Origin of the sequence: Bdellovibrio bacteriovorus, from assembly GCF_001592755.1 — a bacterium.
Lineage (GTDB): Bacteria > Bdellovibrionota > Bdellovibrionia > Bdellovibrionales > Bdellovibrionaceae > Bdellovibrio > Bdellovibrio bacteriovorus_E.
Genome location: NZ_LUKF01000012.1, coordinates 227,777 through 253,742, shown reverse-complemented (window position 1 = coordinate 253,742; position 25,966 = coordinate 227,777). Strand labels below are relative to the sequence as shown.

Annotated in this window: 18 protein-coding genes; 3 read left to right on the top strand and 15 right to left on the bottom strand. The window is 46.0% G+C overall.

The window, feature by feature from the left end; genetic code table 11:
- Positions 1-58: 58 nt before the first annotated feature.
- A complete protein-coding gene (locus tag AZI85_RS07905; RefSeq protein ID WP_063243561.1) occupies positions 59-3,409 on the top strand; it encodes an NHL repeat-containing protein in 3,351 nt (1,116 codons plus the stop codon).
- Positions 3,410-3,462: 53 nt separating this feature from the next.
- Here the strand turns inward: AZI85_RS07905 and AZI85_RS07900 are convergent, their stop codons facing one another.
- Complete coding sequence (locus AZI85_RS07900; RefSeq protein ID WP_063243560.1) at positions 3,463-4,818, bottom strand: hypothetical protein; 1,356 nt, start codon at positions 4,816-4,818, stop codon at positions 3,463-3,465.
- A gap of 131 nt (positions 4,819-4,949) precedes the next feature.
- Positions 4,950-5,606, bottom strand: a complete 657-nt coding sequence (locus AZI85_RS07895) for a hypothetical protein (protein WP_063243559.1) — start codon at positions 5,604-5,606, stop codon at positions 4,950-4,952.
- Between the two features lie 111 nt (positions 5,607-5,717).
- Here AZI85_RS07895 and dbpA point away from each other — a divergent pair, with 111 nt between their 5' ends.
- Positions 5,718-7,103, top strand: a complete 1,386-nt coding sequence (dbpA, locus tag AZI85_RS07890; protein ID WP_063243558.1) for an ATP-dependent RNA helicase DbpA — start codon at positions 5,718-5,720, stop codon at positions 7,101-7,103.
- A gap of 93 nt (positions 7,104-7,196) precedes the next feature.
- Here the strand turns inward: dbpA and smc are convergent, their stop codons facing one another.
- From smc to ppdK, 3 genes are all read right to left on the bottom strand, one after another.
- Positions 7,197-10,784, bottom strand: coding sequence for a chromosome segregation protein SMC (smc, locus tag AZI85_RS07885; RefSeq protein ID WP_063243557.1), 3,588 nt, complete (start codon positions 10,782-10,784; stop codon positions 7,197-7,199).
- A 252-nt stretch (positions 10,785-11,036) separates the two neighbouring features.
- The gene (locus tag AZI85_RS07880; RefSeq protein ID WP_063243556.1) at positions 11,037-11,558 is read right to left on the bottom strand and encodes a hypothetical protein; all 522 of its coding nucleotides are present in this window, start codon (positions 11,556-11,558) and stop codon (positions 11,037-11,039) included.
- Between the two features lie 330 nt (positions 11,559-11,888).
- Complete coding sequence (ppdK, locus tag AZI85_RS07875; protein ID WP_063243555.1) at positions 11,889-14,603, bottom strand: pyruvate, phosphate dikinase; 2,715 nt, start codon at positions 14,601-14,603, stop codon at positions 11,889-11,891.
- A gap of 304 nt (positions 14,604-14,907) precedes the next feature.
- Between ppdK and AZI85_RS07870 the strand changes: the two genes are divergently transcribed.
- A complete protein-coding gene (locus AZI85_RS07870) occupies positions 14,908-15,213 on the top strand; it encodes a hypothetical protein (RefSeq protein ID WP_063243554.1) in 306 nt (101 codons plus the stop codon).
- A 63-nt stretch (positions 15,214-15,276) separates the two neighbouring features.
- Here AZI85_RS07870 and AZI85_RS07865 read toward each other — a convergent pair whose 3' ends face one another.
- The 10 genes from AZI85_RS07865 to AZI85_RS07820 are packed head-to-tail and all read right to left on the bottom strand — an operon-like array spanning position 15,277 to position 25,831.
- Positions 15,277-16,287 (bottom strand): VWA domain-containing protein, encoded by a 1,011-nt coding sequence (locus tag AZI85_RS07865; RefSeq protein WP_063243553.1) that lies wholly within the window; start codon positions 16,285-16,287, stop codon positions 15,277-15,279.
- A gap of 3 nt (positions 16,288-16,290) precedes the next feature.
- A complete protein-coding gene (locus AZI85_RS07860; protein WP_063243552.1) occupies positions 16,291-17,886 on the bottom strand; it encodes a tetratricopeptide repeat protein in 1,596 nt (531 codons plus the stop codon).
- Positions 17,883-18,593 (bottom strand): outer membrane beta-barrel domain-containing protein, encoded by a 711-nt coding sequence (locus AZI85_RS07855; protein ID WP_063209025.1) that lies wholly within the window; start codon positions 18,591-18,593, stop codon positions 17,883-17,885. Before AZI85_RS07855 ends, AZI85_RS07860 begins: the two co-directional genes overlap by 4 nt.
- Positions 18,590-19,750 (bottom strand): hypothetical protein, encoded by a 1,161-nt coding sequence (locus AZI85_RS07850; protein ID WP_063243551.1) that lies wholly within the window; start codon positions 19,748-19,750, stop codon positions 18,590-18,592. The genes AZI85_RS07855 and AZI85_RS07850 overlap by 4 nt, the downstream gene beginning before the upstream one ends.
- Positions 19,751-19,753: 3 nt before the next feature.
- The gene (locus tag AZI85_RS07845; RefSeq protein WP_063243550.1) at positions 19,754-20,884 is read right to left on the bottom strand and encodes an AgmX/PglI C-terminal domain-containing protein; all 1,131 of its coding nucleotides are present in this window, start codon (positions 20,882-20,884) and stop codon (positions 19,754-19,756) included.
- Positions 20,881-21,135, bottom strand: coding sequence for a hypothetical protein (locus AZI85_RS07840; protein WP_063209019.1), 255 nt, complete (start codon positions 21,133-21,135; stop codon positions 20,881-20,883). Before AZI85_RS07840 ends, AZI85_RS07845 begins: the two co-directional genes overlap by 4 nt.
- Positions 21,132-24,125 carry a tetratricopeptide repeat protein gene (locus AZI85_RS07835; RefSeq protein ID WP_253720903.1) on the bottom strand — a complete coding sequence of 998 codons (2,994 nt, stop codon included), beginning with the start codon at positions 24,123-24,125 and terminating at the stop codon, positions 21,132-21,134. The genes AZI85_RS07840 and AZI85_RS07835 overlap by 4 nt, the downstream gene beginning before the upstream one ends.
- 23 nt (positions 24,126-24,148) lie before the next feature.
- Complete coding sequence (locus AZI85_RS07830; RefSeq protein WP_063209017.1) at positions 24,149-24,646, bottom strand: ExbD/TolR family protein; 498 nt, start codon at positions 24,644-24,646, stop codon at positions 24,149-24,151.
- Positions 24,647-24,656: 10 nt separating this feature from the next.
- Positions 24,657-25,112 (bottom strand): ExbD/TolR family protein, encoded by a 456-nt coding sequence (locus tag AZI85_RS07825; protein WP_063209015.1) that lies wholly within the window; start codon positions 25,110-25,112, stop codon positions 24,657-24,659.
- 14 nt (positions 25,113-25,126) lie between these two features.
- Positions 25,127-25,831, bottom strand: coding sequence for a MotA/TolQ/ExbB proton channel family protein (locus AZI85_RS07820; RefSeq protein ID WP_063209014.1), 705 nt, complete (start codon positions 25,829-25,831; stop codon positions 25,127-25,129).
- Positions 25,832-25,966: the final 135 nt, after the last annotated feature.

The window sequence follows — 25,966 nt, the reverse complement described above, 5'->3', positions numbered from 1 at the left end:
TGAGTAGGAAAACACACTTGTCGGGATCGTTTTCATTTTTTATGTGTTGGGGAATAGAATGTTATTACGCGTTTGGATGGCCCTTATTAGTCTGGTGCTTGCCACTGGTTGCGGTGTCACCGCAAATATCGCAAGCTTGCGGGGAAAGACGCCGCTACCCCACGTTTCTTCCGGGCCCACTCTCAGTGTCGACAACACTCTGGATCTCTCTACCCTGACTCCAGCTACTGGAAAATCTCCTTTTACTTTCGAAGTCGTTGATGGTGATGCGACTGTTTCGGGAAACACGTTAACTCCGGGAACAACTCCTGGAGACGTTCTTGTTAAGATCACTGACAGTGCGGGTACCGAGAGCTTCGTAAAAATTCCCATCACTGCTTCATTAGATATTTCTCCAAAGCAGCTTGTGTTGAGCGAAAATGGTGCTTACACCTATAATGGAACACAAGGTGTGCCACCCTATTCATTTTCTGCGACGGGCGGAAGCATCACTGCAAGCGGAACCTTCACTCCAGATGGTTCTTCAAATCCTGCGACGGTGACAGTGACGGACAGTCTTGGGAATACGGCTTCAGTAAATATCACTGTCAATCCCGCGCTAAGTTCTTCACTGAACCACGCGACTATTGCCGCAAATAACTCCGTCACGCTTTCGGGTGCCGGTGGTGTTCCTGATTATATTTATTCATTGATATCGGGTCCTGGATCTATCAACGCAAGTTCCGGTGTTTACACTTCGGGAGGTGGCACGGGAGTAGCAACCTTACGCGTGACAGATTCCTTAGGAAATACCTTTGATCGCACCCTCACCGTGAATCCGGAGCTGGCAGCATCTCCGTCGAGCGCGCGGTTATTGACGACGGTTTTAAGTTTGTTTTCAGCGACGGGAGGCGTGCCTCCTTATACTTACACAATGGGTGTTGGGAGTGCCGGAACTATCAGTCTTATGACCGGCGCTTATACCGCTCCGAACACAGCGTCTGCTGATACCGTAATTGTTACAGACGCGTTGGGGAACACAGCCACGTCCATGGTGACCGTCGTGACTTCTGTTACGCTAGCTGGGAATCGCACCTCAATGCAAAAGGGACTTACAGCGACTTTTACGGCATCCAATGGATTTCCTCCGTATACATATTCGATTGTTTCTGGCGACGGAACCATTGATGCGACTTCCGGTGATTACTCCGCTCTCACTTCCGGAAGTAAAACGATTGAAGTCACCGACAGCTGGGGGGTGACTGCGCAATGGACAATCACAGTTTACGAACCCTTAGTCGGAAATGATTTTTCTGTTGGAACAGGAGAAACTACCACAGTGACATATTCAGGAGGGCAACCTCCTGTGACTGCTGCCATACTTAGCGGTGGTGGATCGATCAGTGGGCTTAGTTTCACTGCGCCGGGCGTGGCAGGTACGACGACTTTGCGTTTGACTGATGCCGATGGCAATATTGCCGACACAGTTGCAACCATCGTTCCTCCACCTTCGTTCACCAGTTTTTCAGTCAACAGTCCTTTCACTAGCGCTAATGTCAGCATCACTATGACGGGCGCGAACTATGACTCTTGGTGCCTTCGCTTGAACGTGAATTCTACGGACGGTTGTACTTGGCAAACAGGGCCTCTTCCCACTTCGTTGGACATCACTCGCCCACAAAAATTATATAAAGATCCCAAATCGTATTATGCCTTTTTAAAACGGGGTAACAGCATTGCCGCCGCTTCGGATCACAAAATCTTTAACAGCAAATTTCCGCTAGGAAGTCCTTGGGCCGCGTTTGATCCAAAATATGTCTTCGCCCATGGCACCGATCTTTGGGTGTATGATGCAGCGACACCGTCTGTTCGCAAATTCGATAAACACGGGAATGTTCTTTTTACCATTGGTGAATTCGGATCCTCCAAAGGGATGTTCAATCCACTTAAAGGTCTTGCTTCAGACTCTGCAGGCAATGTGTATGTCGGTGATAACGTGAATCGACGGGTTCAAAAATTCAGCCCGACCGGTGAGTGGCTGATGCAAATACCTGCGACCCCCGTGGGTTCGACCGACAATGGATACTTTAACGACATGAGAGAAGTCGCTGTAGACTCAGCAGGAAATGTCTATGTGGCTGACGGTCGCCACATAATTCAAAAATTTAATAGCGTTGGAGAGTGGCAGGCTAATATCGGTTCCTCGGGAACTGGCGATGGCCAATTCATAAACATTGAAGACATAAAAATTGATTCCGCCGGCAATATCTTTGTTGCTGATACTGGAAATCATCGAATTCAAAAGATCAGTCCCAGCGGCACATTCCTCATGAAGTTCGGCAGCAACGGAACTGGAAATGGACAGTTCTATGGCCTCAAAGATCTTTTTCTAGATTCCTCGGGGGACATTTTGGTTTTAGACGAAAGTGGTCTTCAAAGGTTCAGCAGCACGGGCACTTGGCTATCTAAACAGGTTTTATTAACGTCGCCGACAAGCTATCCGGTGTATGTTTCAAGTTTTACGATCGACTCGGAAGGCACTCTTGTTGTCGCCGATTCCAATTTGATGGGCATCGTAAAATTTGACGGTGCTTTAAACCCAACGCCTTTGGTGCGAAGATTTTCCGACGATGATGGACATTTCTACATTCCTCAAAAAATTTCAGTCGATGCCTCTCAAAATATCTGGGTCACAGAATCCCACAATCACCGAATTCAAAAGTTTGATAATCACGGTGATTTTTTGATGAAAGTGGGCTCAAACGGTAACGGAGACGGCCAGTTTCAATATCCTGGGGCTATCGCAATCATGAATGACGGCAGTTTCTTTGTTGCTGATTACGGCAACCGAATTCAAAAGTTCGATGCTGCGGGAAATTGGCAAAGGACCTATCCTATCGGAATGAGAGCTACCGCCTTGGCTTTGGATTCTGCGGGTCAGCTTTATTTCACCCCGCTGACGGGCTCAAAAATCAGACGTCTTAATCCAGATACGGGCGTTGTCACTGAAGCCTTCGACACTGCGGGTACACCGGATAGCGGAGTTTTTGCTCCCGTTGGAATAAGTATCGACAGCTCTAACAATTTTTATATCGCATCTGACTACCACGTGCTGAAGTTCAGTCCCACGGGAACATTTTTGTTTTCGTCGGGTGGATTGGGGTCTGCAAGTGGTAAATTTGGTCAAGTTTTAGGCGATGCGGCCGTTTCACCCAATGGCGACATTATCGCGGCTGATCAACTTGGAACGGCCCACATATTCAGCAGTACGGGGGCATTCAAAGCAACCATTAGCTCGTCCGGCGTTGGCAGAAAAGTTGTCGGCCCCCGAGGTATCGCCGTTGATAGCGCAGGAAATATTTATATCAGCGATATGGCGAAAAACCAGGTCCTGAAGTTTTCACCTGCAGGAGTTCAGCTTTTTGATTAACGAGAACCTCAAAAACAAAAAACCCCGAGATCTCTCTCGGGGTTTTGATTTTTTTATTGTGCATCCATGAAGCTGAAGGATTCACGAGGAGCGATCTCGTAGATCTGTCCGTCGAGCCCCGTATTCAGCGGCGTGGTTTGTGTACCGTTCACCGCTACAAGCGAGCCGGCATCTGTCAAACCAATCACTTGGCCGTTCACTTTGTAAGCTCTTACAAGTCCTGAAGCCATCGGCGTATTCACTGGATTAATGAAAGGGCTTAAACCTCTTTCGTTGCAACCGAACTCATACACTTGGCCATTAGAAGCTAGAAGATAGTTCGAACGAGCCGCGCGAGAGTAACCGTTCGTGTAAAGAATGCTAACAGCCTCCCCTTGCGGGATCTTTACGTCTTTTGCTGACGGTGAACGTGGGTCACAGGCAAAAGTGATTTTTGAAGTGTAAACCTTCGCTGTCCATTGCGCGCCCAAATGCAGATCAGCAAGTTCTGCACGTTGTGCCGGAGTTTGCGTATTGTACTCAACAATAGAGTCACCCGCAGACTGCACAATTTCACCTTCGTTATTAGCGAACATGTAGCGCGCATTTTGAGTGCGATCCGTTGGAATCAAAATCATGTGCTGTGCACGAGGAACGATTTTACCCAAGAATGGGGCGTTTCCTAAAGCCGTCAGCTTGTTGTTGCCAGCAAGATCCATGGAGTAAAGCTGCGTCGATTCCGCCATCAACAAAAGTTTTTGCTCACGATCAATTTTCACCGGAACTTCGAAAGCTTCATCCGCGTAAGTCACAGCTGAAGACATGGCGTAAGCTTTTAACGCCGGATGAATGTCCGTCGCGTACTTAGCCAGTTGCGCGTAAGTTTCAACGCTCACCGCGTAGGAGCCGCCATCAGAAATGCGCGTGTCGCAAGCGCCAGAAAGACCTTTGCGCGCGCCGCGAGAACAAGTTGTATGAGGATAACCGTCAATATGACGAGCTTCGTGCATGAAAACGCTCGCGCGATCTAATGCCGAAAAACTTTCTGTCAACATCATCGGGCACACGTACATGGTGTTGCCGAATCCATAAACATAAGCGCCTACACCTTTAGGGCAGCTTGCTTGCACGTCAATGTCTTCGATGCGGCCGATGAAATAGTCATACCAGCTAGAAGAAAAACGGCCTGAGAATAACTCGTCCTGGCTTTTTTGCATGTTCGGTTCAAACGCTGTTTTACGCATGAACATGATCGCCTGAAGAAGGTTCGCTGTTTGCGAGCCGTCGTAGCAGTAATCTTTATTCGCTAATTGTCTGAACTGAGAAAAGTGTGAAGCGATTGTCTGCATTTCACTTTTTGAAATACAGTCCGCAGCCAAGCTTGTAGAACCCAAAAGCGTGAGTACTAACGCGATGAAAAGTTTGTTCATAAAATCCCCTCCATTTAATGAACTTGGCGGAGAGTGTATTCGCCTCAAGAACAATATCACCAAAAAAACGCAGGATTAATGCGGCCTATTACAAAAAACACATGCTTTTCGCGGAACATGTGGCCTGCCACCTATTTGGTCAGCTCTGCCAGGCGATTGAGGGCGTATTTCTTCAACTGCGCGTCGGGAATCTTCTCAAACGTCGCTGCGGCCTTTTCACGGGGAAGGTCGCCTTTTTGGTAGCTCTTTAAAAGTTCTTCAATGGCCATGCGACGCAAAGACTTTTCCTGCATGGCCAGCGTTTCTTCCGGTGAATGGGTCGCAGGCTTTTCCTGAAAGCTCAAGGGGGCTTCTAATACGGCGCTGATCGCGGAAAAATTGTGAACGGCCTCGAGTCCTAACAAATACACTGAAAAAATGCGACTGTTGGCAGGGGCCGAGGACTGCAACGCGATCGTCGCCAGGTACTGACTTTCCTGGACAGACAATGCCCCCGATTTCGTTTTTAGAAGTTCTTCAGTTTGTTCTTGGGACTCTACCGACCTATTGAGGTTTTCAACTGAGGTTTCCATCCAGGCTTTGAACTCAGGCGAAACAGAGTTTTCATTATCGGGAACTTCGCTAGTGTGTGGCTCGGAAAGAGCGGTCTTTTCAGCTTGAGAAGAAGAAGCCACAAAAGTTTTACGCAAAAATGCGTCGGGGCCCTTTTTACTAGCCGCGAAGAAGTAAAAAGAAAGGACGATCAGAAGCAAGATTCCAATGGCGAGACCGACTTTGGCGTTTTTCATGGCCCTACAATGTGAAATTCATGCAGGAAAAGCAACTTAAACTTGGGCGAACCTAGGCAACCAGGCCGCATTCTGGTACACCAAAGACAAATAATCGATCTCGAGGTTCCTTTGGATTCAACTGACTTCCGTTCCCTAAAACTCTGCACCGAACTGCTTTCCGTCGTTCAGGAATTAGGCTACGAGAAAATGACGCCCATTCAGCAGGCTAGCATCCCTCTTCTTTTGGAAGGAAAAGATGTCCTGGGCCAAGCTAAAACTGGCAGCGGAAAAACCGCGGCCTTTTCACTACCCATCTTGAATAAAGTAAATCTTGAAAATCAGAACATTCAGGCATTGATCATCTGCCCGACTCGTGAACTTGCCACCCAAGTTGTTACGGAAATCCGCAAATGGGGTCGCAAGTTTGTAGGCCTTAAAGTTCTTTCTCTCATTGGCGGTCAGACCGGCCGGGACCAAGCGCAATCCTTAGAAAACGGAGTTCATATCGCCGTAGGAACTCCAGGAAGAATCTTAGACCATATCACGCGAGATCGTATTGATCTGAATGATGTGGCTACAGTGGTTTTTGACGAAGCCGATAAAATACTGGAAATGGGTTTTGAAAAAGAAATCCGTGCGATCATGAAAGAGCTTCCATCAAAACGCCAAACGGCTTTGTTTTCCGCAACTTTTCCTGAATCCATCCAGGCCTTAAGCAAAAGTTATCAGCGCAATCCTGTCAGTGTTCAGATCGCCGATCCCGAAGGAGAAAGTTCTTCCATCGAGCAGATCGTTTACGACGCTCACGAGGATGAAAAGCTGAATGTTTTGATGCGCGTGTTGCAACAACATCCTTCAAAATCCACAATCATCTTCTGCAATATGAAAGCAACCGTGAATGAGGTTGTTGCCGCCATTGAAAGAAACGATGTTCCTTGTGGTGGGTTGCACGGGGACCTTGATCAGCGCGAGCGTGATCAAGTGATGGCGATGTTCCGTAATGGCAGTATCACTTTGCTAGTCGCAACCGATGTCGCGGCTCGGGGTTTAGATATCGACGCTCTTGAGATGGTTGTGAATTATGATCTTCCCGTACAATCTGAAACTTACGTTCATCGCATTGGTCGCACTGGAAGAGCCGGCCGTTCGGGAATTTCCATCACTTTAGCCAATCCCAAAGACACGTTAAAACTTTTGGAGCTTGAAAAACTCACTGGTGGAAAGCTTCTTCGCCCTTCGTTAGGTTATAAAAACCAGCATGGGTTAACTGGAATGACTCTTCCAAGCATGCAGACTCTTTCTATCTCTGGAGGGCGCAAAGATAAATTGCGACCTGGCGATATTTTAGGTGCTTTAACCGGAACGGCCGGACTTAAAGCGGCTGACGTAGGTAAAATCGAAGTGCTTGATAAAGTCACCTATGTCGCGATTTCCAGAAAGGCTGTGAATCAAGCCATGGACCGCCTTCGCAATGGAAAGATCAAAGGCACGAAGTATCCCGTCCGAAAGCACTGATCGTCCCACTGCGATCTTGGCCTGAATATGAAAATAAAAAACCCCAAAGTTTCCTTTGGGGTTTTCTTTTTTGATCTGATTTTGTTTTTCGAACTAGTGGATGTCCTGCAAAGAAACAGAAACCATTGTCGAAACACCGCGCTCTTGCATCGTCACACCGTAAAGTTTCTTAGCCACTTCCATCGTGTGTTTATTATGCGTAACTACGATGATTTGAGAGCGTTTTGCCATCTCACGAACAAGGTCGTTGAAACGGAATACGTTCGCATCATCAAGTGGAGCGTCAACCTCATCCAGCAAACAGTATGGAGAAGGTTTCACTAGGAAGATCGAGAAGACCAGCGCTACCGCTGTCAAAGCTTTCTCTCCACCCGACATCAAAGACACGTTTTGCATCTTTTTGCCCGGAGGACGCGCGATGATCTCGATACCCATTTCGCCTTTTTCTTCATTTTCGATCAATTCCAACTTCGCTTCCCCACCGCCGAAAAGCACTGGGAATACGCGAGTGAATCTGTCGTTCACAAGGTCAAACGTCTCTTTGAAACGTTTCGAGCAGATTCTGTTGATACGATCGATCACTTTACGAAGCTGTTCTTTAGCTTCGGTCAAATCGGCGTGTTGTTTCGTCAAGAACTCGTAACGTTGAGCTGTCTCTTCGTACTCTTCAATCGCTGAAAGATTGACTTCACCGATCTTAGCAAGTTTTTCACGAAGTTCTTTCAATTCCGCATCCGCTGTTGAGAAGTCGCCTTCACGATCTGCGTATTTTTCAATAACGTCGGGAAGATTTAGCATGTAGCGCTCACGGATAGAATCAATGAGGTACTGCTCTTTCATCTTCGCCTGCTCAAGTTTTAGTTGAGAGTCGTTCATTTTGTGCTGTCTTTCGTTACGCGCACGTTGAGAAGACATTGCTTCTTCTTCGATGGTGCGTGCAGATTCAGACATCACTTCGTATTCGTCTTTTGTACGAGACACTTGAAGTTTCAAAGTCTCTACTTCCGTCAAAAGACGTTCAAATTCGATCTTCTTTTCTTCCAAAGTCACTTGGCTCTCAGTCATCTGAGAGTTGTAACCTTCAGCCTCTTCGCTCATACGAGCTAGTTGTGTATCCAAATCGCTCAATGATTTAGAAACCATTTCAAGCTGTCTTAGAACGCCTGTGTATTCTTGCGTTTTAGAAGCGGACTTCACTTGAAGATCTGTCACTTCTGCTTGCAAGCCGTCAAAGCCCGTACGAGTTGAGTTCAACTCTGTATTCAAAGACTCCACTTCGCCTTCAAGAAGAACTTTCTTTTCGCGAGCCTCCAGCAAAGCTTCGTTCAATTCTTCAAGTTTTTGCTCCTGAAGTTCCACTTGCTCTGTGATTTTCTTAAGTTCGCGTTCTTGGCGTTCTACCGCCGTTTGGGCGTTCACCAATTCGTTTTCAGCGCGCTCAAGGTCTTTTCTTAGTTCTGTAACTTTGATCTCTTGATCGATCTTACGTTTTTGCGCACCTTCGAAATCATTCAAGACATTGGCCAATTGCTCTTCCGTCTTTTTCAAAACCATCTGAGCCAATTGCAACTTGCCGGCGAATTCGTCTTTTTTCTCTGACAATTCTTTGATTTCACGACGGCGCTTCAAAACACCTGAATCCGCTGATTCAGAGGAACCACCCGTCAAAACTCCGTCCGCTGTCAACGTGTCCCCGTCAAGAGTCACGAATGTCCAGCCTTCGTATTTTGCACGAAGATTCAAAGCCGTGCGGATAGAGTCAACAATCGCGACTCCGTCCAACATATAAGTCACTGTGTTTTTAAATTTATCAGCGGCTTGAACAACATCTTTAAGGATGGCTTGAACACCGTCTTCACCTACAGGGGCTTCAGAACGGTTGAACGTCAAACCTTTGTCGCTAGCTGATAGGAAGCTAGAACGACCTGATTTTTGTTCTTTAAGATGTGTCACTGCGTCTACTGCGATATTCGCATCTGAAGAAAGAAGCATTTGCAGGCGTGAACCCAATGCCGCTTCCATCGCCACTTCGTATTCTGCAGGAACTTCGACAACCTCAGAAACCGGTTGGAAGTGAGTCACTACAGAACCATCGGCCATCATCTCTTGAGTGCGAGTTTTCTGCCATAGCATGACTTGCTTCACACCTTCTTGGAAACCCTCGAAGTTGTTTTGCAAGTTCTCTAGACCGTACAAACGAGAAGCCACTTCATTCAAAGAATCTTTGAAAGATTCAACTTCGGCTTTTTTCTCGGCGACAGATTCTGTCAGGATCTTTTTGTTTGCTTCAAATGAGTCTACGTCAGAAGCCAAGTCCAATTGCATTTGGCGTTCTTTTTCAAGTTCACCGAATACTTTTTTACGACGAGCTTCGAACTCAACTTGTTTTTCGCGAAGTTCGTTCACGACTTGTTGTTCGTTATCTTGGCGCTCTGTCAAATCAGCGATTTGTGCTGACAAAGAGTTCACGCGCGCATCCAAAGAAGATTCGGACTGCCCTACCGCGAACAACTCGCGACGTTTCGTCGTCAACTCTTCATCCACTTCCGCAATGCGAGAGTTGAAGTTTTGGTAGATGTCGTTTTTTTCAGTGAAGGCGGCCGTCAAAGACTCCGACTCTTCTTTAAGTTCGGCCACTTGCGCTTCAAGTTGCGCTTTATCGCGAGCCAAAAGCTCTTGACGAGCTTGCTGTTCTTGCAAGATCGTGCCGGTCATTTGTTCGTTACGGCGAGCCTGTTCGATTTCGAAACGAAGCTCTTGGATCTCCATCTCTTTTTTCTGAACAGACGATTGTTTTGCGTAGAATTCGTTTTGTTGTTCTTCCACTGCTTTTTCTTTTTCAAGAATTTGCAATTTTAGAACTTCCAACTGACCTTGAAGAGTCGAAAGGTTTGTTTCGCCTTCCACTTCCATGCTTTGCGCTTCATTGAAAATCGCTTGAGCTTCATCTGCCGCACGCTTTAGCTCGATGTATTGAGCTGAAGACAACCAAAGATCCAAATCCTCGATTTGGTTCTTGATGTTGCGATAGCGCTCAGCACGTTGGGCTTGTCTTTGCAAAGAATCGATCTGACGTTTCAACTCGCCGATGATGTCTTGCAAGCGTACCAAGTTTTGGTCTGTCGCCTGAAGTTTACGTTGAGATTCTTTCTTACGAGCTTTGAACTTCGTAATACCGGCCGCTTCTTCGATAAGCATACGACGGTCTTCAGGTTTCGCCGTGATGATCTTACCGATCATACCTTGAGCGATGATAGAGAAACCTTTAGAACCCGCACCCGTATCCATAAAGATCTCTTGCACGTCTTTCAAACGTGCTGGTTCTTTATTGATGAAGTACTCCCCTTCACCATTTCTGTGAAGACGACGAGTCACCATGATCTCAGTGTGTTTGATATATTTTGCTGGGAAAGCGCCACCATCGTTTTCAAGCGTCAAAGACACTTCACACATACCTAGTGGCGCATAACCTTCGGCACCACCGAAGATAACGTCAGTCATTTGCGATCCGCGAAGATCTTTCGCAGACATTTCACCCATAACCCACATGAGGGCGTCGACGATATTGGATTTACCGCAACCATTCGGACCTACGATACCAGTGATACCAGCATCAAAGTGAATGACGGTGCGATCTTTAAATGACTTAAAACCAATCAGTTCAATTTTTTTGATTCTCACGAAACATTCCCCTCATACCGCCCTTGGTCTAGCTAGACCAAAGACCATTTCAATCTCGCGAGAGTTAGAAACTATGTCAACAACAGGCTTACAAAACAGGAAGGGAAGCTGAAAACTTAGGCAGAGTTGGGAGCGTATTTTTCGCGTCGCAATATCTTCGGGGATCAGATCTGCTTAGCTCTTACGCATATCAAAACAGACAATGGCGCACCATGAGTGGTGCGCCGCATATCTTTTCGGAAGTTCAAGGATCTATTGGCAGCGAGTGATTTGACCAGACTGGTTCATCAAAGTGTAACCAGAGCAGTTAAATTGAACACCGCAGTTCACCCATTGGTAACCATCAGTATGGTAACCGCTACAAACTTGAGATGTGTAACCACCTGTGTTGTAGCCCGAGCAAAGCGACGTGTTGGCTTGCTGGATGTATTGTCCGTTCACGTATTGGTAACACATGCCGTTTTGGTAAACGTAGCTGCCTGTGTTTGTGTAGCACAGAGACGTATTTGCTTGCTGAATCAACTGTCCATTGATGTTTTGATAGCAAAGACCATTCTGCATCACGTAGCCGCTTCCGCTGTTATAGCAAAGAGAAGTATTTGCTTGCTGAATCAGCTGTCCGTTTACGTTTTGATAGCAAATACCGTTTTGCATAACGTAACCAGTGTTTGTCGTAGAGCTTTTGTTGTCCTTGCTACAGTTCACTAGGAACACTGACAAAGAAACAAGAGCCAGGGCTTTAAAAATTTTCGAAAAGATATTGTTTGTTTTCATATATTTTTTTCCTTGATGACTAAGGTAAGAGCAAGGGGTCTGCCAAGAAGGCTGGCACGGCGACTTCTCGCCTGATTCTATGGGCTTAACTAAGTGTGGAATCAATGTGAGACACGCGAAATCTGTCTGCAGCTTTGACAGTGCCGACAATGGGCATCCCCTAAAGTGTCACTGACGGAACAGTCGTCTCAGAGTGGGACAGTATGTTTCGCAGTGAAAAGAAATAAAAAAGCCGCTCTTTGAAAGCGGCTTTTTATATGAATAAAACATTCCGTACTTCTTAAGGGTCCCGCACAATGCTGCAGCGTAGACCCAAAAAAGAAGCAGGCACTAGTGAAGTTTCTTGCCTAGAAGGGCCGCGCGGGCTGCCGCTAAGCGAGCGATAGGCACACGGAATGGAGAGCAGGATACGTAATCAAGTCCGACCTTGTGGAAGAACTCGATAGATTCTGGATCACCACCGTGCTCACCGCACACGCCGACTTTGAGGTCTGGCTTCGTACGACGGCCTAACTCTGTTCCCATCTTCACCAACGAACCTACGCCCGTTTGATCGATAGACATGAATGGATCTTTAGGCAAGATGCCTGAAGAAACATACGAACCTAAGAAGCGACCTGAATCATCACGAGAAAGACCCAATGTCGTTTGAGTTAAGTCATTCGTACCGAAACTGAAGAAGTCCGCGTATTCAGCAATCGCATCCGCTGTAATAGCGGCACGAGGAAGCTCGATCATGGTTCCCACTTGGAAATCGAACTTGATGCCTTTTTCTTGCTGCACTTTCTTCACTTCGTTAACCGCGGAAACGCGAAGGATGTCTAATTCCTTATCTGTCGCCACCAATGGGATCATGATTTCAGGAACTAGTTTTTTACCTTCACCAATCAACATACAAGCCGCTTCCGCAATCGCGCGCACTTGCATTTGGTAGATCTCTGGGAACGTGATCGCCAAGCGGCAACCACGATGACCTAGCATCGGATTGAACTCGTGCAAAGATTTTACTTTCGCGCGAAGACGTTCATAGTCCGTGCCCAGGCGTTTTGCCAACTCTTTGGTTTCTTCATCCGTGTGAGGCACGAACTCATGAAGAGGTGGATCCAACAAACGGATCGTCACTGGCAAGCCGTCCATGATCTTAAACAACTGATAGAAGTCATCACGTTGCATTGGCAAAAGTTTAACCAAGGCTTTTTCACGGTCTGATTTATTATCCGCGATAATCATTTCACGAACCGCATCGATACGATCTGCACCGAAGAACATATGCTCTGTACGGCAAAGACCGATACCTTCGGCACCGAAGTTACGAGCCGTCTGCGCGTCTTTCGGAGTATCTGCATTTGTGCGAACTTTCAATTTACGAACTTGGTCAGCGATTTTCATGATGCGCTCGAAGTTGCCATCAAGTTTTGGCTCGATGGTTTTTACTTCGCCCAAGTAAACTTCACCCGTAGAACCATCCAAAGTGATCACATCGCCCTTTTTAAGAACGTAGCCTTTCACTTTCATAGTTTCCGTACGGTAGTCGACTTCCACTTCACCACAACCCGCTACACAGCACTTACCCATACCACGAGCGACAACCGCTGCATGAGATGTCATACCTCCACGAGTCGTGAAGATACCTTGAGCGGCGACCATGCCGGCGATGTCTTCTGGAGACGTTTCAACGCGAACCAGGATGACTTTCTTTCCTTGCTCTTTCCATTCAACAGCTTCTTCAGAAGTAAATACAATTTGACCGTTCACGCCTCCTGGAGACGCTGGCAAACCTTTCGCCAAAAGAGTTTTCTGAGCTTTAGGGTCTAGAGTTGGATGTAATAATTGATCCAAAGCGCCTGGATCTAAGCGCAACAAAGCTTCGTCTTGATTGATCAACTTTTCATCGATCATGTCACAAGCGATTTTCAAAGCCGCCGCCGCCGTACGCTTTCCATTACGAGTTTGCAGCATCCAAAGAACGCCACGCTCGATTGTGAACTCAATATCTTGCATATCGCGATAGTGAGCTTCTAGTTTTTTATAAATATCAACAAGCTGGCTGTAGGCTTGCGGAAGAGCTTCTTCCAAAGACTTCATGCCTGAGCCTTGAGCCGCAATCTTAGTGATAGGTTGTGGAGTGCGGATCCCCGCCACCACGTCTTCACCTTGAGCATTGATCAAGAATTCACCGTAGAACGCTTTTTCACCCGTTGAAGGATTGCGCGTGAATGCCACACCCGTTGCAGAGTCATCCCCCATGTTACCAAAGACCATGGATTGAACATTCACGGCTGTTCCCCAAGAAGCCGGGATGCTGTGAAGTTCACGGTAAGTGATCGCGCGAGGAGTATTCCAAGAATGGAAAACCGCAGAAACCGCGCCCCACAATTGTTCCCAAGGATCTGTTGGGAAAGACTGACCTGTCATTTGATGAACAAGCTCTTTGAATTTTTTAACAAGAAGTTTCAAATCATCAACAGTCAGCTCTGTGTCGGCTTTGTAGTGCTTGTCTTCTTTCATATCTTCCAAAGTCACTTCAAGAAGAGATGAGTTCATCCCCATCACCACGTCAGAGTACATTTGGATAAAGCGGCGGTAAGAGTCCCAGGCAAAACGCGGGTTGTTTGAAGACTTCGCCAAGCCCTCAACAGTTTGGTCATTCAATCCCAAATTCAAGATTGTATCCATCATCCCTGGCATAGAGGCGCGCGCCCCTGAACGAACAGAGACTAGAAGTGGATTATTCACATCACCAAATTTTTTACCGATCTTCGCTTCCACTTTCGCCATGGCTGTCGTCACTGCAGGACGAACCCACTCTGGAAGTTTGCCGCCGGCTTCATAGAAGTGCGCGCAAATCTCTGTCGAGATTGTAAAGCCCGGAGGAACAGGAATCCCCAAAGACGTCATCTCTGCAAGATTGGCCCCTTTACCGCCCAAGATGTTTTTCATTCCCGCATTGCCCTCGGCTTCGCCGGCAGCAAAGAAGTACACGAACTTCTGCGGAATCGTAGATGTTGAAGAGGCTTTTTCAGCCGTGTTTACATTCTGGTGCATAAGTCTCCCTCCAGAAAAGTAACGAAGTAATATCTATGGCTAACTACTTATATTTTGAGCTAGCTATATTAAGGTATAAAACACTTCTAAGTCCTTAATATCAATGAAATATATTAGTCAGACTTCGCGTTGAGTTATAGAGCCAGTGCTCAATCACAAGTCGTTTAAAATGCTTTAGGAATTCCCTTAATAAATGAAGGACTTAGGCGTTTTTAAAACCGACATCGAGCCTGACACAATCTTAAAGAAAATCACGCCGACCTTGTGGTAAACCCACGACACCCCACAAAAGAAGGAGATCCCCTTGAAAAAAGCTCTGATTATTTTGTCAATTTTTGCAGCAACTCCAGCCTTTGCCTGCAACCAATTAGAAGCTCAATTGATCGCAAAAGCAGCATCTATTGAACCAGCAAACAACGGTCAATGCCGCGTGAAACTGTCTTGGACTGGCAACTGGCAGCTCAACCCGAGCTTTCAATGCCCCTTGGATATCGATGAAGTCAGCTCTTTTGGCGTGATCACATCATGCAATGTGAAAGAGGGCGACACAGTTACGGGTATCGTTTACCGCGACATCAATGTTTCTCCGACAGAGATTTATTTGTACTAAGATTTTGAAAATAAAAAAGGGCTTCTTACGAAGCCCTTTTCTTAAACTATTTTGAATTTTCGACTATTCCATATCAATGGCTTCAAAGTCGATCGTCAGACCTACGCCAGGTCCTTGCACATTCCACACGATTCCTTCTGACAACAGAATAGAATTTGTCGACGGCTCGTAAACCCAACCTTCAGTTAAACTGTTCGGGATCACCTGTGTACCGTAAGAAACCTTGATTGTTTTCACATCAGGAGTACGGCTTAGTTTTACTGTCCCCGCCGTTCTTTTAACGATGTCTTTTGCGAACTCCGCAAGTTTCACACCGTAGTCTGGTGAACAAAGACTCAAGATATTTTTCTGAGCTTTGTCACCGTTAACCACAGACTCTAGGAAAACTTCCAATTTTTCATCCAGATCTTCAGAAGCTACGCAGACTTTTTCTTGCGCCAAAGTACGAATAACTCCGTAACCCAACACACGAGACGCATCCCCTTTTTTCGTCGTCAAAATTTGCAAGAAATCTTGAGGAGCAAAACGAGATTGGTCTTTCGCATCCGTGATGAAGATCACCGCCAAGAACGCATCTTGACGATAGAAGCCCATATTCGCGCCCACTTCTAAAGAAGGAGAAAGCGCTTCTACAACCGGACCGAACATCTCTTCAGAGGCACTTCCGTTAGTTCCCACTTCCATACGACGAGCCAAAGACGTCACTAGATTCGGCGTTGTTTTTTCAACGAAGGTCGGAAGGCCTACCAACTTACCGCAATGGTTGCGGCAGTCATCCATGTCTGTTGTGATCACACCAATGTGATAATCCAAGATCGATACTTTAGAAATGGCATCAGCAAAAGCATAAGCATTGCGGCTTAAGTTCGCTTGGGCTTCCGACATACTGCCGGAACTGTCGATCACGAAAAGGATGTCGACCTTCGGGTTGAACACCGTAAAGTCTTTTGGTTTTTCTTGGAACTCTTCGTTTTTAAGGATGGCTTTACCGATAAGATCTGGAGAATCACTTCCACATCCCGACAAAGCACCAAAAGCAACGACGAAGCAAAGAGCTTTAGATACGAACTTCATTCTTTACTCCTTCACGCTGGCTTTCGCGCAGCCTTTTTTTACGTCCACTTTGAAGTTAGAAAGTTCGTCGAACCAGATTTCTTTGTCATTTGCAAAGCTCATCGCATATTTGTTCGTGGAACCCGTCGAACCCATTTTGGATTCTGTCGTTCCTACGTTCTTGATGAACTTCGAAGCAGAATCCACCTGCTGGATCATTTCTACTTCCACGATACGAAGACGTTGCATGACTTGTTTAGAATCTTCTAGTTCAGACTTCGCCAACTCTTGAACACGTTGCAGACCTGCACCTTGAGTCATTTGCGCGCGCGTTTGAACTTGGTTTTTCAAAGTTTCAAACTGACCTTGCAAGTTTCCGAATGTCAAAGAACGAGCGTAAAGCTGTTCAGCCAATTCAGATTCTTTCGTCAGGTACGCATGTCTTTTCACGAGCAACGTCAAAACTTCGTCACGAGACGCATGCGCTGGGATCATGTGCGCATCTTTACCTAATTTTTCAGGGCTCACAGGTCCTACAGACAATGCTTTCATCAAGTTTGTCACTGCAGGTTGATTTGGATCTACCGTCAATTTTTCAAGAGCCACCAAGTGCTCACCGAACTGAGGTTTGATCGCTTTCATTGTCTCAAGCACATGAGGATAATCACACACCTTCAAGCTGCTGAAAGAGCTTAGAAGGTAAGACTCAATACCCACCCAGCCTTTAAAGTGCGGGTAAGTCAGAGTTTTCGTGATCGCGATCGCATTTTGCGGCTCACCTTTTCTCATGAACGCCCAAGCCATCTCTTCTTGCGCTTGGAACCAGTAGTCTGATTTTTTACCGATCTTTTTGTAGTACTGGATAGAAGCATCTAAGAAGCCGTTTTGGTAAAGCAAACGACCCGCAGTGATCGTCATAAGATCTTTATCAATCGGATTGTTTTTAGCTTTCATCAAGTGCGCTAGAACTTGCGCTGCTTTACCCGCATCGCCACGGATTCCCAGATTCAAAACCAATTGCCATTGCAATAGGTTTCTTTCTACTGAATCTGTCGGTGTCTTTTTAATAAGCTCAGTCAAAGCGGCGATATCTTCGTTGACGTAGTTCTTCTGAAGAAGAACCGCCATCTCAGCACCTACGCCGAACACTTGAGTCCAATAAGGCTTCCAAGTGACTTGCGCCATTCCCCACACCGGGTCTTTGTCATTCAAGTTTTCTTTCCAAAGACTGATCACTGTGCTGTCGATTTTCTCTGGAGCCGAAATGTTCAAAAGAGCTTCAACACCTGTCAGCTTCAAACCATTTTTATAGTTCAAGAAAGCTTCTAGAGCCTTGCCCGTTTCAGTTTGTTGAAATGAAGATCCATTGAAAGCTGTTGCCCATTGGAACAAAGCTTTTTCATAGTTCTTTTCAACCAGGAATTGGAAGAAGATATTTTGTTCCGCCGTTGAAGGATTCACCGCTTTTTTCAGCTTGGCGACTTCTTCGCTTTCCACGAACTGAGCCGCCGCTTGGCTGGTCTTTCCTTCAAGGATGCTCATCAAGTCGTCTTCCGCGAAAGCGACTGAGTGAGCTCCTAGAACTAAAGAAGCAACAGTTAAAGATTTAACTAACATCATAGCATCCAACCCATTTGTACAGAGGCCACGTTTGTTAACATGTTCTCAGTTTTGTTGTAGTATTCCGCTTTGTATTGTTGAGCACGGTATTCTAAGCGAGTTGTTAGGTTTGAATTCACCCAGAAACCAAAACCCACACCCAATGTCGCCGCTGGGCTTGTGCCGTTAGAAAGTTCCATTTGGCCGTAACCCGCTGTCAGGTAAGTGTCGAAGTGAGCGACGCCATATTTACCGAAGCTCAATTTACCTACGATTGGATACCAGTTCACGAGTCCCAAAGTTTCTGATTTAGGATAAATCACTTGCGGAAAAAGATAGCTTGGCTCTTTTGGATTTTGAGCCGCGTTTTGGCTGGCTTTGTCAACCGCCGATTTTCCTTCCGGAGTCAAAGTGTTGAAAGAGTAGTTATACTTCACACCCACACTCCAGCTTGGATTGATGTGGTAGTGAACGTTCAAACCCGCATTTGTCGTGCGGTTGTAAGAGTCACCGTTAAAAACACCTGAAAACTCAGGAGCCACTTCAAAACGATTTGATCTTTCCATAAAACGGTTTTGAACAACTTCGTTTTCCACTTCTGGGTTCAAAGCTTTAGCTTTAAGGTAAAGCGCCTCGTTACCACCGAAAGAATCCACTTCATGCTCAACAGATTGAGCAAAAGCCATAGAAGAAATGAAAAGAGCACAAATAAAGCTTAAAGATTTCATAGAGTCACCGCCTTAACATTAATGCGAAGAGTGTGAGTAGTGTTCACGGACACGCTGCCAACAGTGTTTTCAACTTCCATTTTGATGTTGTAAACAGCATCTGCTGTCGGAGCCGTCAAACCTGTCGTCGTGATATAACCTGAACAATCCAATTGGAACTTGCTTGTGTAGTTTGATTTACAAGTCAAAGTACTGCCTGGAAGAACCTTTGCGATATCGTCCATAGAAACCATTCTTAGGCTTCCGTTCGCAGTCGTATCATAGATCGTAAACGCGATTTGCGCCGATTGACCTACTAGCAACGTCGGAGCTGATTCCATCGTGATACGAGTTGATTTAGGGCGAGTGTTGATTGTGATATCACGTTTATAGATTTCAGACTTCACACCGTGTTTTGAGATCGCTTGCAAAGCAAAGCAGTAGTACGTGCTTGCCAAGTGATCAGCATTTCTCAAATCAATCTCGATACGACCTTCATATTTATTCGGAGTCGTTGTTGACTTCGTGATATTGCGAACGCTGACCAAGTGAGCGATAGAATCACGGTAGCTTGCAATTCCGCAGTCACGAACATCTAAAGTCACGTCTGCTTCACTGAAAGCATCAATGTCTTCCATCGTGTAGTCTAGGTAGTGAGTCGTTCCTGTCGTTAGTGTTCCATTGCCTGTGATCGTTTGCACGATAGGTTTTGAGTACACATTCACAACCATCAAAGAAAGCGTCTTCTTTTCAACAGAGATCAAAGGGTATTTCGCTGAAGCATCTGTTGCTAGAGTGATGCGAAGAGGAAGCTCGATACTTGGAAGTCCCGCTACAACCGCTCTTGTTGGAATCCATTTGAATTCGCCAGTCGCTGCATCAAATGTCGCCCCTTCAAAGTCCGCCAAGTTGTCGATGCTCAATTTATAAGTCACACCTTCAACCATCACGCGGCCGTTGATTTTAAATTCCATCGGGCTGCCCACACGGCCGTTAACAACCGTTGGAGCATCAATGAACATCGCATCTTTAGAGAATGGTTTTTCTTGAACGGGTTTTTCCGCTTCAGGAGCACGTCCCTCACGAACCGCTTCGGGAGCATCCTTCAAAGGATCCTGCTGCATTTCGCAGGCAGTTAAAAACATCAAGCCTGTTAATAAAGCCAATACTAATTTCATTGTCTACCCCTGCCCTTGTCTGCGTAATACGAACGGATAAGTTACTTTTACGTCCACGCCTCCTTGAGGCACTGGGAACTTCCACGTTTTCAAACGCATTGTAATACAATCCTCGACGCCTTTATTCGCCATCGAAGAGTTTTCAACCGATGCTGATTTTACAAGACCGTTGCCACCGATGGTGAAACCCATCGCCACACGACCGCTCAAATTCGGTGTGCCTTGCAACGCTTGCTCGTAACAGAAACGCACTTGACCTAAGTTACGACGAATCACTTCGTCGATCGCTGAACGGTCCAAACCTTGTGCGACTTCCGCTTCTGCGCCCAATGGAACTGGAGCGCCACCTGCAGAACCTACCAAAGAAAGGCTGCCGTAACCCGCTTGGCCGCCGCCTTTTCCTTTTGTTCCGTAGCCGCCACCACCTTGGATGTTTCCACCCGTACCTAGAGGTGCGGAAGTAATACCTTTACCGTAAAGTGACGTTTGCACGCCACCGCTGCCACCTGTACCACCCAGACCGATGCCTGCAGTTGTATTCACGGCACCTAAGTTCAAGCCCCCACGTTGTTTACCAGAACGAAGGCTGCCCAGAGCGGAAAGAGCTCCAGAGCGCTTTACCAGTTCCGCACGTTTCGTTGGCATTTTAGTCGCTGTAGGATCTGCCGCCATATTGTTTGTCGGAGCCACAGTCTTGCGCTTCATTTCTTTTGTCTGAACAATTTTAACAACTTGTTGTTTCAATTCTTCAGTCACTTTCGCGTTTTCTTTTGGCGCGAACTTAATGATCGAGATCAAAAGAAGAAGAATCGCGAAAGCCAAAAGCATAGAAGCTTTCAAGTCTTTCTTTTCATCCGCACGAACAGAACCGTCCACAGGAACAGTTTCGATCGCTTCGACCAGACGAAGAGATCCGAAATTACCCAGTGGGAATTTCTTGTTCTTCATTTCGTCAAAATCTAGATCCGCTAGTTTTGAAAATTTGATTTTTTCTTTCGTCAAAGCCGCAGTGTCAGTCACTACTTCCAAACGTTTCGTGTCAGAACGTTGAATCAACTGCGCCTTTTTTTCCGTTACCGGAATCTGACGAGTCACATTTCCTGCATTGTCTTCTAAAATGAGTCTAAGATTCATTTGCCCTTCACCTCACCCAAAGTCGCTGATTGTTTCATGCGGTCTTTGAAGTCTGCTCTAACGCCAATCAAGCTGTTTAATACTTTATCTTCTTCCACTGTCGTCACGGCTTCGTCAGAAAAGTGGTACTGACCGCTGACCAATAGGTCTTCGAAGTTCATGTCAGTCTTTTTTGCCGGTTTTGCGTCCGGAGCGGCAAATGCCACTGTGGATGTTACAACCAAAACCATCATCAATGCGTATTTCATCATTGTTTGTCCCCCTTCACTTCACCGTCTTTTTTAGCCAGTGTTGCTAAACGTCCCTGTAGGTACTCGACCATGCTCTTACGTTGAGCTTTCTTTTCTACAGCAATCGCTTCTTCGATCGCGCTCACTGTAAATGGATTTTGTTTCAAGTTTGTGCGCGCTTTTTCCATCTCAGCCAAAGAAGGCTTTTGCTGAGCCGTCACCGAAGCTTTGATTTCTGAAACTGCGCCTGTCCAAGCGATCTTTTGATCTTCTGGCGCAATCGCAGCGACGGCTTCAACTTCTTCGACAATGTAGTTTGCCCAGTTGTAGTTTTGGTGCGCGAAAGTTTTGTAAGAATCTAGAGCTGTTTTTTGGCTCCAGAATTCTTTCACTTTCGTTTCAGCCATCATCGCCGTGTTTTGGTTTGGCGCCACTTGCTGAGAAAGAATAGTGAGGTATTCGTTCTCTTGCTCTGGAGTTAAACCCGTTGGCATCGGTAAAGCCAAAGCTTCGTTATAGAAGCGAGAGTTTTCTTTCGCGACTAGATCCAAAGCAAGCATTTGCGACGACCAATCGCCTGTGGCGATCGCACGATTTGCCACACCATCGATTTTTTCCAAAAGCTTCACGCGGGCTTTAAGACCCATTGCAATTGTGTTCTGGTTTTTAGTGTCGATGTTGTGAGCTGCGGCCTGTTTGCCCAGATCTTTAAGGTCAGCCAGAACAAGGATTTTTTCGATCATTACGAAAGCGTCTTGTTTGGAGTTCCCTTTGTCTTTCAACGCCTTCTCAAGAACCTTACGATCTTTAGTCATGCCGTAAACTTCAAGAGCCGCACGAGAATAAAGACCCGCGTTGTTTTTGAAGTAAGGCTTATAAACATCAAAGTCTTTTGCTGGCGCTTTTGACAAACGGATCAATTGAGTCGCAATCAAAGCTTTCTTTTCGTCATCTTTAGATTGCTTCAAATATTGAGAGTAATAAGTCGCCGGACTCTTGTCGGCAAGTTCCGAGTACAAAGCCAATTTAAGAACTTTTTCTTCTTGAGACAAAGAACTGAATTGCATTTGTTCCGCGGCCGCCAAGGCTGTCGCGAAATCCAATTCCAATTCCGCAAACCAAACCTTGCGACCCAAAGCGAATTCGCGCTCTTCTGTCGTCAAAGTTTTTTCGCGAAGAAGATCTTCTGTGGCTACACGAGCTTCCGTGATCTTGTTCAATTTTTCATTCAAAAGGATTTTATTCTTAAGATAAATCTTTCTGTCTTCAGGAGTCGCCGCCGCCATATTGAAGCTCGCCAATACAGTCAAAGCTTGATCTGGTTGCGCTTCTGCGAGTTTCGCAGATTGAGTCAACACGGACTTTTCGTGAATCTGTTGGAACTCACCTTTTTTATCGGCAAATTTAGAAGCATATAATGCCGACCATTGTTGAATGCGAGCATCGTCTTTAAGAAGAGCCAAAGCATCCAAAGACAATTCTGCCGCTTGAACTTTAATCTGGCTTGAACCTTTGCCGTTGATTGCTAGATCATTCAACTGTCCCGCAGCCGCTGCGTAATCACCCTTTTGGTAGATCGCATAAGCTTTCTGGTACTGAACATCGAAAGATTTTTGTTTCAATACAGATTTTGTCAGGTAGTCGTCTTGAGCTGCGACCAAAAGTTTTTCGTCTTTTGATTTTTCCGCGTTCTCGATACCTAGAAGCAAATTCTTCTCTAGCTTTTCAGCTTGAACTTTTTGTTGAGCCGAATCTTTTTCAGCCAAGTATTTCGCAAGAATCATTTTATTCGCAGACGCTGTCCATTGAGCGGCTTGCGCATACTGACCTGCCGTTGCCGCTGCTTGAGAGCCCCATACGTACATATCTTCGTCTTCAGGGAAGACTTTGAAGTATTCGTCGTAAGCGCCCAAAAGCTCCGCACTTGGTTTGCTGTTTTCAATACGATTCCAGCCCACCACAAACTGACGAAGACCTTTTGCCGACTCTTCGCAAGTCGCCGCTGTACAATCCGTCGCTCCCCAAAGGTTCAAACCCATTTGGTAAGCTTTGAAAGCGGCAGGAACATTTTTAAGATCGAAGTTTAATTGAGCCATGCGCACTTGAGCTTCAAGACGCATTTTTGGATCCGCTTGTTTTTGATAAACGAAATCCCAGACTTTCAATGACGGCTCTTTTTGACCCAAGCGAAGACCTTCGCGAGCCAACATCGTCACTTGTTGAAGTTTGAATTGTTCAGGTGATAGCGCGAATAAAGTTTCCGCATCACCGTCTTTGATTCCACGTGCGGCCATGAAAGTCGCCAAATCACGAGAAACCTCTTCCAAGAACTGAACGTCCGCAACACCGCGGGAAGCCGCCATACGAGACTGCAATTTTGGATTTTTAAGAATGTCCTGAAGTTTCACGATCGAGCCTTCAAGATCACCCATACGGAAAGAACACCAAGCATTGCGGTAGGCCGCAAGACCTTGAGAGCTCGCTCCTTCTGTTGCCAAAACTTTTCCATAAAGTTCTTGGGCTTTTTTGAAATCAGATTTTCTAAAGGCCATTTCTGCCAGTGACAGATTGGCTTCGGCCATCTCAATCGGAGATGAAGAAGAACTCAACATCGCTTGATAGCTTTTTTCAGCCAATTCATTGCGACCTTGAAGCTCATAAAGATGACCCATTTGCAAATGCACTTTCGCCACAGAGTTCGCCGGAACTTTCGTCAAAGCCTCTGTATAAAATGAAAGTGCTTTTTCACGGTCTTTTTCACCCGCTTTACAAACCACGCAGCCGTCATTCAACTCTTTCATTGAAAGCTGACGGGCACGTTCTGCATGTAGATCTGCCAAACGCAAAAGAACTCCGGCTCTGGCAGGATCTGCCGGAGCCAAGCCCAATTGCACTTGTGTGAGTTTTTGAATTAGGAGGTCTTGAGTCGACCCTGCTTGAGTCGCAGATGTTTGAGCTGATGCCGTCACACCCACTGACAAAGAGAAAATTAAAAGTCCTTTTTTCATCATCGAGACCCCCTCCGTCCCTAAAACTACTTCAGTACTACTGCAAATTTGATGTCGCTGTATCCTGCTTGGTTCATTCCCAGTATGATCTGGTTTAAGAACTCATACTTCACTCGGCGGTCCGCCTGAATCGTCGCCACTCCTTGGAATTCGACGTTCGGGTGAAGCTCTTGGTGCTTTTTACGAAGCTCCAAAAGTTCGGCCGTGATGGTGTCTGCAGTGACTAACTTATCTTCAACGTAAATCTTGTTATCATCGATTTTGATCACCGGATTTCTTTCTAAAACCGCCGCAAGGTGGGCTTTAGGAAGTTCCTGGTTTTTACCAATCATCAGGATTTCGCCCGTGCTGGAAAAATTCATAAGAAGGAAGATCACAAGAATAGAGAACGCATCAATCAGAGCCGTCAAAAGAAGATCGGCCGCGATGTTGCGTTTTCCTTTAGCTCCACGAGGACTGATAATAGAGTGACCCTCTAAAGTCCCCGTTAAAACTGATGTCTTTAAAATGCCATCAGAAATCACAAAACCCCCATTATAAAGGAGAAACGCCCAAATCGTTCATTCCGCTTTTCTTCAGCTTATCCATCACGTCGATGATCTCTTCGTAAGATGTCGCCGCTGTCGGTTGAATTAGACCTGTGTTCAAAGAAGGCTCAACAGCTTTTAAATTTGTTAGAGCTTTTTCCAAACCTTCGTAATTCACCTTTTTATCGACTTGAGAAACGCGAAACTTACGAAGACCTGCTGGAACCAAAGAGCTTTGTTGCACTTCAAGGTCCAAGTCCCCTGCCGGAGTCATACGGATCCACACAAGAGGACTTTTCTTAGTATCCTCTTGCGCTTGACCGCCAACGGCTTGCTTCACGTCCATCGATCCCACGTTCAACCACACTGCTGTGATCAAAAGAAAGCAGATCGACACTGACAACAAGTCAATGAACGGAATAAGGTTAACTTCAAAATCCAAATGCTTTTTAGAGTGTTTCATAAACCCTCTTAAGCTTACGCATTCACTTCAGTGTGGCGCTCAGATTTGTTCGTTTTGATTTGGTAAGATGTGATTGGATCGTAAGAGTAGCTCAACCAGTTGTAAACTTTCAAACCACCTTGATTCAAATCTTCAGCCAAGCGATTCGCTCTGTTTTGCAAGATAGCATAAGCTACTAGAGCTGGGATCGCTGCGATCAAACCGTAAGCTGTCGCATTCATCGCTTCAGAGATACCTGCAGAAAGCAAAGATGCTTTTTCTGCTGGATTCGCGAAAGCCACCGCTGCGAACGAGCTGATCATACCGCTGATTGTTCCAAGAAGACCTGTCAACGTCGCCACGTTACCAAGCATAGTTAGGAAACCCGTGCGGTAATCAAGGTGACCGTTCTCTTCTAGAAGAACTTCATCCATTTTACCTTGGATCTCTTCTTTACCGCCCATATTACGAGCAGCCATCGCACCCGCTGCAATTGCGCGCGCTACTGGATTTTCAGTCGCACCTGATTGTGCTTTCGTGATAACCGCATCCATTTCGCCACGACGAATAGACTCTTCAAAGCCTAATGCGTAAGCAGTTTGATTCAACTTGCGACGCACGAAAAGCGCGTAAGTTCTTTCGATGATGATCGCGATTGATGTAATTTGGATGAACATGATAGGCCACATCCAAAATCCACCGTGTTGAAATGCTTGAGCAACTTTCGTTAGGAATTCCATATTTCCCCTCCAATATGTTTGTGGATAAAAACGAATTACCCACCTATTCGCGAAAGATTACAGACCATGGTCCAGGGGTTTGCAAAGCGAAATGCACATTGACACGGCCTATTAACTACAAAATCTTAACTTTTA